The sequence below is a fragment of the Thermodesulfobacteriota bacterium genome (assembly GCA_040758155.1).
Taxonomy (GTDB): Bacteria; Desulfobacterota; Deferrimicrobia; order Deferrimicrobiales; family Deferrimicrobiaceae; genus UBA2219.
Genome location: JBFLWB010000114.1, coordinates 1 through 11058, shown reverse-complemented (window position 1 = coordinate 11058; position 11058 = coordinate 1). Strand labels below are relative to the sequence as shown.

The following is an 11058-nucleotide window of genomic DNA, read 5'->3' as shown; positions in this document are numbered from 1 at the left end:
CGGTCATCCGGATCTTTTCGTCGACCGGAGTGTGGTCGATGCTGTTCTCTCCCACGAATTGAAGCGACTCGTCCCGGTCCCGCTTGTACACCCGGACGATCCCCTTGGGAAGCGGCATGCCGAGGCGCGACGCCTTGTCGTTGCGGAAAATCAGGAACACGGGGACCTTCCGGTTCCTCTCGATGTATCCGTGCGCCCGCCCCATGAAGTAATGGTCGCTACCCCGGAAGACGTATTCCTTGGAAACGGGTACGTACAGAGCGGAAAGGAGCCCCACCTGCTTCGACTGGTTGTTCTTCACGTCGGTGGGGCGCTGCAGCGTGTAGAGGTGGTATTCGAAGAGGGCCGATTCCCGGAATTGCGGCGCTGTCTCCTGCGAAGCCAGAGTCCTGGCAAGCATCGGCCTTCCCGCGCGCGCCGATTCATCGCGGACTCTGTTGACATCCCCCGCCACGAGCTTCAGCCGGGCATTGCGGAAATTCGCCCCGCTGCGGTTCTCCAATGTCACCCATGCCGACATGCCCGCCGTCTTCTCGTCCGCCTCCAGCACCAGGACATAGTCCGCCCGCCAGGTCATGCCTTCGGTGAGATACAGCGTCTCGAGCTGCCTCGATCCGCCCGAATCCCTGCGCAGCAGCCAGGACAAGGTCGGACGGGCAATCAGATCTTCCGGCACCTGCGGGAAGATGTAGTTGCCCGGGATGCCGAAGGTCACCTCGTTGTCGATCCGGAGGACCGGCTGGCCGTCGTTGTACGCCAGCACCGTCGCTTCCTTCTCGTCCTCCCGGTCCGTGTACGGATTGCGGTACCGGACGCGGATCGTCTTGCCGACGTATTTTTCGAGGAGCTTGGCCGGCGAGAGCAGGTCGTATTCGTAATTCTGCTCCAGGACCGACACGCCTCCCTTATCGGAGACCGCCTCCACGGACACGCTGGAAGGGATCACCCGGGAGGCCACGTCCATGAGCTGCAGCACGCTGTCGCCGCGGCTTAAAGTGACGTTCCGCCGGTCCTTCACCAGCCCCAGACCGGAATTGTAAATGGTGATCTCCGCCGAAATCCGGCCGGATTCCGTGGAAACCACCTTGGGGACCGCTGCTGGACGGGCGGCTTCCGATGCGGCCGCAGGACGACCCGGCGCAACCGCAAACGCCAGGAAAGAGACAAGAATCAGGAGACGAACCATGTCCGGCCTCGACATATGTCCTCCGCAGAATCGGACTTTGACGGAATGTATACTCAGCAGACCGGATTTTTATTCCATGTGCCGAGGATACCCGTCTGATCGCGTTCCTCGATGTTCACTACGTCGGCGAGGGGGCCCGCGCGGCCTGCGTCCTTGTGGAGACCTGGACGGAACTGCCCGGGATCCTGGTCATCGACGGATACGTCTGGCTTGGAGGAGACCGACGGCCGGGGCTGGGCGCCCATCTGCACGAGGCGTCGAACGGCATTCCCGTAGTGGGCATCGCCAAGACGAAGTTCAGAGGGCTGGAAGGATCGGAGCTGGTGGAACCGGACTTCCCCGGGGGTAGATCGAATTACTCCAGCACCGTTCCCTTCACGAACGGACGCCCTTCGGCCAGCGCCATGATGTTTTCCACGGTCGCCCGCGAAATGTCCGCCAACGCTTCCGCCGTCAGGAACGCCTGGTGCGCCGTAACCAGAACATTGGGAAACATCAGCAGCCGCGCGAGCTCGTCATCCTGCAGGATCAGGCCGGAAAGATCTTCGTAGAACACCCCTTCCTCTTCTTCATACACATCGAGGGCGACGCCTCCCAGTTTCTCCGATTTCAGCGCGTCGATGAGGGCAGCGGTGTCGACCAGTTTCCCGCGGCTCACGTTGATGAGGATGGCGCCGGGCTTCATCAAGTCCAGTGTCCCCCGGTGGATGATGAACTTCGTCTTCGGGGTCAGCGGAAGGTGCAGCGACAGCACGTCGCTTTCCCGGGCCAGGACATCGATATCGACATATTCCACGCCGTGCGACTTCGCCCAATTGGCCTGCGGAACCGTGTCGTACGCGAGGACCCTCATGCCGAATCCCTTGAGGATCCCGGCCGCGATGCGGCCGATCCTCCCTGTGCCCAGGATGCCCGCCGTCTTTCCGTACAGGTCGAAACCGACGAGGCCGACGAGAGCGAAATTCTGGTCCCGGACCCGGTTATAGGCCCGGTGGATTTTCCGGTTGAGCGTTAGCAGCAGCGCGACCGCGTGTTCGGCGACGGCATGGGGGGAATAATCGGCGGCCCGCGTCACGGGGACGTTCAACTCCCTGGCCGCGGCGAGATCGACATTGTTGTAGCCCGCGCATCTCAGGACGACGAGCTTCACTCCCTGCCGGACGAGGGCTTCGAGACAGCTCCGGTCCAGCCGGTCATGCACGAAAACGCATACCGCCTCGGACCCGGCGGCCGAGGACGCAGTCTCGGCCATCAGCCGGAAGTCCAGGAAACGCCATTGGATATCCGCATCCCCGGCGGCTTTCTGAAGAGATACCCGGTCGTACGGCTTGGTGTCGTAGACGGCGACTGTGATCATCGTGCCACCCCCATGGAACGATCAGGCGTTTCGAAGTGATGCCTTGATGCGCTCCCGCGCCGGTTCCGAAAGGGTCTCGCCCGTCGATCCATCCGGCCGATCCGTCGCGAGGTCGAGGCCCCGCAGCATGTCGCGGATCAGGAGGAGCTGCCGCTCGTATCTCGCGCACCAGCGGCATATGAGGATGTGAAGGCGCAGCTCGACCTTCCTGAACATGGGCAGCGACTCGTCCATCGACAGGGAGATCAGCCGGGTCGCCTCCTTGCAGCGCAGCATCAGGCCACCTCCTCGGGAGCTTTCCCGAGCCAGCGGGCTTCCAGGCACTTGCGCAGGCGCGCCCGCGCACGATGGAGGATCACCCACAGGTTCGTCTCGGTGACGCCTAAAACCTTACAGATCCCCTTCGTGTCCTCCCCATCGACCTCCCGTAGGGTGAAGGCGTTCGCAAGCGCCGGGGGAAGCGCGTCGAGGCATTTCGCCAACTGATCCCGGAAATCCTTCCGAAGGAGGAGTTCCTCGGGGTTTTCCCCCCAGTCCGCCGGGCCGGTCTTCCAGTGCCCGTCGGCGGCGAACGGTGCGTCCACCGCAGGGTCGGGCGGGTCTTCACCGAAGAGGGGGGCTTCCCTCGATTGCCCGCGGAAATGATCGGCGATCTTGTGTTTGAGGATGGCGGCCAGCCACGTCGCCTCGGACGACTCGCCGGAGAAGGAATCCCTGCCCCTGAGCGCGGCGAGGAACGCCTCCTGGACCAGGTCCTCCGCCAGCGACCGGTCCCTCACGCGCAGCATCGCGAACCGGAACAGGTAGTCCCCGTACCGGTCCACCCACTCCGACGGGTCCGTTTTCCGCACGCCGCGTGTCCTCGTGCTCCCTTTTTACCGGTAGCATACCATCCCCGCTTCGGCGGACCGATGTAAGGAATCCCGGTTTCCGGCGACGAAAGGGCAGAAGAGATCATCGAAGCGGGAGGAGGATGCGAAATGGATCGATGGACGAAGGCGATGATGGGAAGAGGGGAGTTCCTCCGCGCCGCCCTCCTGCTGGCGGGGAACGCGCTGCTCGGTTTCCCGTTCCCGGCGGGGCGGGCGCAGGCCGCGGAGGCGCCGCTGAAGATCTATTCCGCCGCGGCAGGGAGGTATGTCACCGTGAAAAAGGTCGTGAAATCGGACGAGGAGTGGCGGCGCCAGTTGACTCCCGAGCAGTTCCGCGTGACCCGGAGGAAGGGGACGGAAAAGGCGTTTTCGGGAGAGTACGACAAGCATTACGAGAAGGGGCTCTACCGGTGCGTCTGCTGCGGCACGGACCTGTTCCGTTCGGAGACCAAGTTCGACTCCAAAACGGGATGGCCCAGCTTTTATGCCCCGATCGCCGCGGAGAATATCCGCACCGAGAGCGACCGGAGCATCTTCTTCGTCGAAAGGACCGAGGTGCTCTGCGCAAGGTGCGACGCCCACCTGGGCCACGTTTTCGAGGACGGGCCGAAGCCGACGGGCCTTCGCTACTGCATGAATTCGGCGGCCCTGTCGTTCGTCAAGGCGGGAACGGAAGGAAAATAAGGAGGGAGGCCATGTCGATGCGGCGGGGATTCGGGACGGCGGTATTGTTTTCGTTCATTGCGGCCGCGACGGCCGCAGGGGGGGCCGATTCGATGGAGAAGGCGACATTTGCGGGCGGCTGCTTCTGGTGCATGGAGGAGGCGTTCGAAAAGATGCCCGGCGTGATCTCGGTGACTTCCGGCTATATCGGCGGACGCATCGACCATCCCACATACCAGCAGGTATCCGGCGGAGGCACCGGCCACGCGGAGGCGGTACAGGTCGTTTACGATCCGGCGAAGGTCGGCTACGACAAGCTGCTCGATGCCTTCTGGCGCAACGTCGACCCGACCGTCCGCGACCGCCAGTTCTGCGACGTCGGCTCCCAGTACCGGACCGGGATCTTCTTCCACAGCGAGGAGCAGCGCCTGCAGGCCCTCAAATCCCGGGAGGCGCTGGGCAAATCCAGGCCCTTCAAGGAGCCGATCGTCACCGAGATCACCAAGGCGGGAACGTTCTACCCGGCCGAGGAGTACCACCAGGACTACTACAAGAAAAATCCGCTCCGCTACACCTTCTACAAGACGAACTGCGGCCGGGAAAACCGGCTCCGGCAGCTTTGGGGCGAAAAGACCGGAAAATAAGTGGGAGAATGGAGGTCCATGCGACCCCGTGCGCTTCTCCTTGCCTTTTGCGCGGTTTCGGCCTTTCTCGCCTGCGACCCGGCGGGGTCTCCTTCTTCCGCGGGCTCGTTGACCTTCGCCGTGGGAGGCGCTCCCGCCGAGTTCGCGCACTGGGAGCGGGTTGCCCGCGCGTTCGAGCGGGAGACGGGGATCCGGGTCGAGCTGCTGCGGCAGCCCTCCGATACCGGCCTGCGGAGGCAGGGACTGACGGTGCCGCTCCAGGCGCGGATTCCATCCCCCGACGTGTTCCTGATGGACGTGGCCTGGGTCGCGCAGTTCGCCGCGTCCGGGTGGCTCGAGCCCCTTTCCCCGTACCTCGGAAAAGAGGGATGCCCCGGGAAGGAGGCGTTCTTTTCCCGGATGATCGACACGGTCGACACGCGCGAGGGCGCCGTGGTCGCCCTGCCCGTGTATGTGGACGCGGGGCTGTTGTACTACCGGAAGGATCTGCTGGAAAAATACGGGCTGTCCGGCCCTCCGCGGACGTGGGAGGAGCTTCTCCTTCGCTCGGAGACCGTCCAGGAGGGGGAGCGCCGCTCCAACCCCGGGTTTTACGCCTTCGCGTGGCAGGGGGCGCAGTACGAGGGGCTGGTGTGCTGCTTCCTCGAATTCGCGGGCCCGGCGGGGGATTTCCGCGTGGAAGACGGCAAGGTTACCGTCGATACGCCGCAGAACCGGAAAGCGCTGCGGTTCATGCGGAAGCTGGTCGGGGATCGCGGCATCTCTCCCCCGAACACGTACACGGATATGCGGGAGGAGGAGGTGCGCTCCTTCTTCCAGGGAGGGAACGCCCTTTTCGAGCGGAACTGGCCGTACGCCTGGCCGCTGCATGAGGATAAGGATTCCCCGGTCCGCGGGAAGACCGGGATCGCGCCGCTTCCGGGCTGGAATCCGGGGGAGGGGACGGCATGCCTCGGTGGATGGCACGCTGGGATCTCCGCCTTCAGCGACGCCAAGCCCGAAAGCGTGAAGTTCCTCTGCTACCTGGCATCTTATGACACGCAGAGGGACCTGGCGCTTCAACTCGGGTGGAACCCCGGCCGAAGGGATCTCTATTCCGATCCGGAGCTTCTCGCGAGGAACCCCCATCTGGGGACGCTGCGGGCCGTCTTCGAAAACGCCAGGCCCAGGCCGCTCCTTCCGTACTACGGCCGGCTTTCGGAGATCCTCCAGCGCCACCTGAACGCCGCGCTGTCGGGGACGAGCGGCCCGGAAGAGGCGCTTTCCGACGCGGAGAGGGAGATGCAGGCGGTCATTACCCGGTATCGATAGGATCGCGCATGGGCGAAGACAGGACACTTCGCGAGCTGCTCCGGGGCTACGCCTTTCTCGGCCCGCTCGTCGCCTTCCTGCTGGCGTTCGTCCTCGCGCCCGTGATCGGGACGTGCATCGACAGCCTCTACCGGGACGTCACGTTCCTGCCGCGGGCCTTCATCGGGCCGGAGAACTACGTGTCGCTGTGGTCCGACCCGGCGTTCCGGCAGTCCCTCCGGTTCACCGTCCTGTTCGCCCTGGCCTCCGTCCCCCTCGAGCTGCTACTCGGGCTGGCGTTCGCACTCCTTCTGAATCGCCCTTCGCCGGCGCGCGGGGCGCTCCGGGCGTTCGTTCTCATACCGTGGGCCGTGCCCGCCGCCGTTTCGGGCAAGGTCTTCGAGCTGATCTGCAATTTCCGGTTCGGGCCGGCGAACTACCTCGTGCAGCGCCTCGGGCTGGCCGATGCCCCCGTGAACTGGCTGGGGTCGCCGGAAGGCGCGTTCCTCGCGATCGTGGCGGCCGACGTGTGGAAGACCACTCCCTTCGTGGCGATCCTGCTCCTCGCGGGGCTGAGCGCGATCCCCGAGGAGCTGTACCGGCAGGCGGAGGTGGACCGTGCCGGCCCACTGCAACGTTTCACGAGGATCACGCTGCCGCTGCTGCGGCCGGTCGTCGTGGTGGCGCTCCTCTTCCGCACCATCGACGCGCTGCGCGTCTTCGACCTCGCGTTCGTCCTGACCCGCGGAGGGCCGGGCGGCAGCACCACCCCTCTATCCATGTATGGGTACGATGCGTTCACCGGCGGAGACATGGGGTACGGCTCCGCGGTGTCCGTCGTGCTGTTCCTGGTCGCCTTCGCCCTCTCCGTGGCGTACGTGAGGATCGGCAGGTTCGGAAGGGAGATGTCGTGAACGGGGAAAAGCGGATAGGGACGGCATACGCTGCCGGGGCCTGCGCGATGGCCGTTTTCTGCCTCGGGCCGATCGCGGTCATGGCGTTGACGGCCGTGAGCCGCCGCGCCGATTTCCTCGTTCCGGGCGTGGGCTTCGCCTTCACCGCCGGGCATTTCCTGGAGGTGCTCCGGGCGGAATCGCTGCATTTCCCGGAGTATTTCCGGAACAGCCTCGTCGTCTCGGGGATCAGCGCCGCGCTCTCCGTGTTCGTCGCGGCGCCCGCCGCCTACGCTCTTGCCCGGATGGCGCTTCCGGGCAGGATGGCCGTCCTTCTCGCCGTGCTCTCCGTGTCGATGTTCCCGCAGGTATCGCTGGTCGGCTACCTGTTCCGGCTGATGAGCTCCATGGGATGGGTCAACACGTACGTCGCCCTCGTGCTGCCGTACACCGCGTGGACACTGCCGCTGTCGCTGTGGATCCTGACGGGGTACTTCTCCCGGATCCCGCGCGACATCGACCGGGCGGCGCTCATGGACGGGTGCGGCCCCCTGGAGGCGCTCCGGAAGGTGATCCTTCCGGTTGCCGCCCCGGGCGTCTTTTCGACGGCGATCCTTGCGTTCATCTTCTCCTTCAACGAGCTGCTGTTCGCCCTGATGCTGACGACGGACCACCGGGCCCGCACGATCCCCGTGGGCATCGCCCTCTTCGAGGGACTGCACGGGGAGATCCCCTGGGGCTCCGTCATGGCCGCCGCGACGCTCACCGTAGCGCCCGTCGTCGTGCTCGCCCTGGCGTTCCAGCGGCGGATCGTACAGGGGCTGACCCGGGGGGCCGTAAAGGAATGAGACTCGACTTCCTGGACGTATCGAAGAGCTACCTGTCCGCGCGGGGAGCCGTCTCCGCGGTCCGTGGCGTGGACCTTTCCGTCGGGGACGGCGAGCTGTTCGTCCTTCTCGGCCCGAGCGGCTGCGGGAAATCCACGATCCTCAACCTCGCCGCCGGCCTGGAGCGCCCCACCTCGGGCGAGATCCGGTTCGACGGGGAGATCGTCGCCTCCCGGGAGGGGAAGGTGTTCGTCCCTCCGGGGAAGCGGAACGTGGCGATGGTGTTCCAGAGCTATGCGCTCTACCCTCACCTGAACGTGGGGGAGAATATCGCGTTCCCCTTGCGGGTCGCCGGGGAGGGGCGGGAGGAGATCGAGCGCTCGGTAGCGCGCACCGCTTCCATGCTCGGGATCGAGGACCTGCTCCGGTCCAGGCCGTCGGAGCTCTCCGGCGGGCAGCGGCAGCGGGTGGCCATCGCCAGGGCGCTGGTTCGCAAGCCGCGCCTCTTCCTCCTCGACGAGCCGCTCAGCAACCTGGACGCTGCGCTCCGCACGGCGACGCGGATCGAGCTGCGCCGCCTGCAGCGGTCCCTGGGCATCACCACCCTTTATGTCACGCACGACCAGACGGAGGCGATGACGCTGGGGGACCGGATCGCCCTGATCCGCGGCGGGCGCGTTCTCCAGGCCGGGACGCCGCGGGAGCTTTACGAAAAGCCGGCGACGCCGTTCGCCGCATCCTTCATAGGGCCGTACCCGATGAACCTGCTGGAAGCCGGCGTGGAGGAGGAAGACGGGACCGTTTTCGTCCGGATCGGTACGGCGCGGCTGCCGCTTTCACCGGACAGGGCATCCGGGGTGCGCGCCATCGGCTCGCGGAAGATCCTGTTCGGCATCCGCCCCGAGCACGCACGCGCGCATCAGGATCCGTCGGGTCCGGGCCTTCGCGGAACCGTGACGGCGGTGGAGAATCTCGGCCGGGAGAGCATGGTGACGGCCGACGTAGGGGGCGCCTCCATCCGGGCCGTCGCGGAGGAAGGCGCCTTGAAGGAGGGGGACGCCGCCCGGATCGAGATCCCGTCGGAATCGATCCACGTGTTCCCGCTCTGACGGAGACGGGGGGCGGGATGACCCGCCCCCCCGGGTCTCTCCTACTGCACCTTCACGAAGATCGGGTTGCTGTAGAACCAGAGATCCTTCCATGCCTCGTCGGCGCTGTTGTTGCCCGGGACATCGATGAGCGGGCTGCCGTTCGGGTCGGTCTCTCCCGCCTCGTTATATCCCTTGTTGGTCCCGCGGATCCGGAAATACGTGTTCGCTTCCATCTTCGGAACAACGAACGTCATGGTGGCGTATCCCTTGCGGTCGACCGTCCAGGAGGCCGCGTCGAAGGTCTTCACGATGCTCGCGGTAGGGTTCGTGTTCTCCGCGAACGCTGGATTCTCGGAGCCGTCGGCGAGGAATTTCGCGGGGCGGTCGTTCCCGAAACGGCCCTGGATCAGTTGGACGTGGTGGACGACCGGCGGGTACGCCTGGCAGTTGAAGCCTGCGGAGGCGTTGACGCCCGGCCGGCAGTTGTTCGCCGCCGGCGACTTAAAGCGGATCTTGACTTCGACCTTCTCGCCCTTGCGGACCTTGAGCGTCTCGCCCATGGTGGCGTCATCGCCGCAGTGGCGCGAATGCGGAGCGACGCGGAAATCGAGCTCTTCGATCAGGTCGCCGTGGACCGCGAACGAGTTGCCGGAGCGGAGCCCCGCCACGACGTCTTCCTGCCGGATCTCGCCGTGCCGCCCGGAAACCTTCGCCTTCACGTAGGTCTTCTGGTATTCGCCGGGCCAGAAATCGTTCCCGGTGCCGTGGAAATCGGAGCTGGCGAAGTTGTAAAAGCCGCGCCCCTCGCCGAGCAGCGCGTCCCAGAGACCGCCCACCTGGGCAACGTAGATCCCTGCGCCGCCGTATGTGCCGCCGCCGCACGAGCTGCCGCCGAACTCGCCGCGCTGGACCGACTTCTGGTGCCCCGGCATCCCTTCGAAGCCGAAGGCGACCGTCGGGCCGTTGTCGTTCATGTCGCGGAACGCCGCGGCGGTGTAGCCGTTGTTGCCGACCCCGCCGCAGCCGCGCCGCTCGACGTGCGCCGGAACGATCCACCCCGACCTCGGGTAATGTTTCTGCATCCACTTGATGCCGTCGATCGCCTTTTCGTGCAACGGGTTCAGCCCGAGGAGCGGGTATGCGACGGTGTACTCGCCGTTCTGCCTCTTGCCGGGCCACCCCATCGTGTCCGCCGTGACGGTCGTGACGGTCCCGTCCGTGTCGGACTGGTCGAAGCGGTACTCGAATTCGGCGATCGGAAGGGCGTTCTTCCGGGCGATCCCGGTGCTGCCGTGCTCATGGCCGGGGATGTTCCACTCCATGCCGGTCATCGTGGCCTTGTCGGGGAAATCCTCCCGGATCCCCAGCAGCCAGTCGTAGGCACCCAGGTATGCGGGACCCGCGTAGCCGGGGATGTCGGAAGTCCGGAGGAGCGACTGCCAGCGCCACATCCTCCCGCCGGTCGGATCCCCGATGGAGGGGAGGGTCGGGTAGACGCCGGTGTCGTTCCAGTTCCTGCCGTAGCCGTCCCTTCCCTGAAGCCCGCCGTGCTCGGAGTTGGCCTGGAAGTCGAGGTCGAAAGCGTAACCGTTCGACATGACCTTGTCGATCTGGTTGCTGCCGTCCGTGAAATAGGAATGCTGGTGGAAATCTCCCGCGATCCACTTTTCCTTCATCTCTTCCCTGTCCCGGTTCCCGGCGAAGGCCGGACCTGCCAGCGCAAGTCCGAGGGCCAGCGCGGCGGCTCCGGTCCTCCATCCGGCATGCAAGGTCTTCATCTGCTGTTCTCCTTTCTCCGATGGGTGGGTTGGCGAAAACCTCGTTGCCCTGCCGTTTGGGCGGGCATCCGCGAAGATTTGTACCGGGCGGCCTTTAACGGATTGTGAAAGGACGATGAATAAATCGTGAAGGGGCTACACGCGTTCCGGACGCAGCACTTCATCGAGTGCCTTCATTGCCCTCGTCGGCATGCGCATGTGGTATATTTATAAAAGAAGCAAACTCCCGCAGGTTAAGAGATCCCGAGAAATCGTGCTCATGACCTCTTTTGCGGCGCTGACGCCTGATCAGGAGGGTTTATGGGCATTAAGTTGTACATCGGGAATCTTCCGTTTTCCGCAACGGAGGATTCCCTGAAGGAGGCTTTTTTGCGGTTCGGCACGGTGGAATCGGTGACCATCGTCACGGACAACGAGACGGGCCGGAGCAGAGGATTCGGTTTCCTTGAGATGGCGA

General features: G+C 65.1%; 12 protein-coding genes. 7 read left to right on the top strand and 5 right to left on the bottom strand.

Going from position 1 to position 11058, the window contains the following annotated elements; translation table 11 throughout:
* The 4 genes from AB1346_07400 to AB1346_07385 form a co-directional block, all read right to left on the bottom strand.
* The coding region (locus tag AB1346_07400; GenBank protein ID MEW6720258.1) for a DUF4139 domain-containing protein at positions 1-1201 on the bottom strand (1201 nt) is incomplete at its 3' end.
* Positions 1202-1541: 340 nt separating this feature from the next.
* Positions 1542-2543, bottom strand: coding sequence for a 2-hydroxyacid dehydrogenase (locus tag AB1346_07395; GenBank protein MEW6720257.1), 1002 nt, complete (start codon positions 2541-2543; stop codon positions 1542-1544).
* Positions 2544-2564: 21 nt separating this feature from the next.
* Entirely contained in the window at positions 2565-2819 is a 255-nt protein-coding gene (locus AB1346_07390) for a hypothetical protein (protein MEW6720256.1), read from the bottom strand.
* On the bottom strand, positions 2819-3394 hold the full coding sequence (locus AB1346_07385; protein MEW6720255.1) for a sigma-70 family RNA polymerase sigma factor: 576 nt from the start codon (positions 3392-3394) through the stop codon (positions 2819-2821). Before AB1346_07385 ends, AB1346_07390 begins: the two co-directional genes overlap by 1 nt.
* Before the next feature lie 294 nt (positions 3395-3688).
* Here AB1346_07385 and msrB point away from each other — a divergent pair, with 294 nt between their 5' ends.
* From msrB to AB1346_07355, 6 genes are all read left to right on the top strand, one after another.
* The gene (msrB, locus tag AB1346_07380; GenBank protein MEW6720254.1) at positions 3689-4099 is read left to right on the top strand and encodes a peptide-methionine (R)-S-oxide reductase MsrB; all 411 of its coding nucleotides are present in this window, start codon (positions 3689-3691) and stop codon (positions 4097-4099) included.
* 92 nt (positions 4100-4191) lie between these two features.
* Positions 4192-4722: a peptide-methionine (S)-S-oxide reductase MsrA gene (msrA, locus tag AB1346_07375; protein ID MEW6720253.1), complete on the top strand. Its 531-nt coding sequence runs from the start codon at positions 4192-4194 to the stop codon at positions 4720-4722.
* Between the two features lie 18 nt (positions 4723-4740).
* Complete coding sequence (locus AB1346_07370; protein MEW6720252.1) at positions 4741-6033, top strand: ABC transporter substrate-binding protein; 1293 nt, start codon at positions 4741-4743, stop codon at positions 6031-6033.
* Positions 6034-6041: 8 nt separating this feature from the next.
* Positions 6042-6926: a sugar ABC transporter permease gene (locus AB1346_07365; GenBank protein MEW6720251.1), complete on the top strand. Its 885-nt coding sequence runs from the start codon at positions 6042-6044 to the stop codon at positions 6924-6926.
* Positions 6923-7753 carry a carbohydrate ABC transporter permease gene (locus tag AB1346_07360; protein ID MEW6720250.1) on the top strand — a complete coding sequence of 277 codons (831 nt, stop codon included), beginning with the start codon at positions 6923-6925 and terminating at the stop codon, positions 7751-7753. The genes AB1346_07365 and AB1346_07360 overlap by 4 nt, the downstream gene beginning before the upstream one ends.
* Positions 7750-8841: an ABC transporter ATP-binding protein gene (locus tag AB1346_07355; GenBank protein MEW6720249.1), complete on the top strand. Its 1092-nt coding sequence runs from the start codon at positions 7750-7752 to the stop codon at positions 8839-8841. The genes AB1346_07360 and AB1346_07355 overlap by 4 nt, the downstream gene beginning before the upstream one ends.
* A 41-nt stretch (positions 8842-8882) precedes the next feature.
* Here AB1346_07355 and AB1346_07350 read toward each other — a convergent pair whose 3' ends face one another.
* Positions 8883-10601, bottom strand: a complete 1719-nt coding sequence (locus AB1346_07350) for a hypothetical protein (protein ID MEW6720248.1) — start codon at positions 10599-10601, stop codon at positions 8883-8885.
* A gap of 300 nt (positions 10602-10901) precedes the next feature.
* Between AB1346_07350 and AB1346_07345 the strand changes: the two genes are divergently transcribed.
* A partial coding sequence (locus AB1346_07345; GenBank protein ID MEW6720247.1) for an RNA-binding protein occupies positions 10902-11058 on the top strand: 157 nt, incomplete at its 3' end.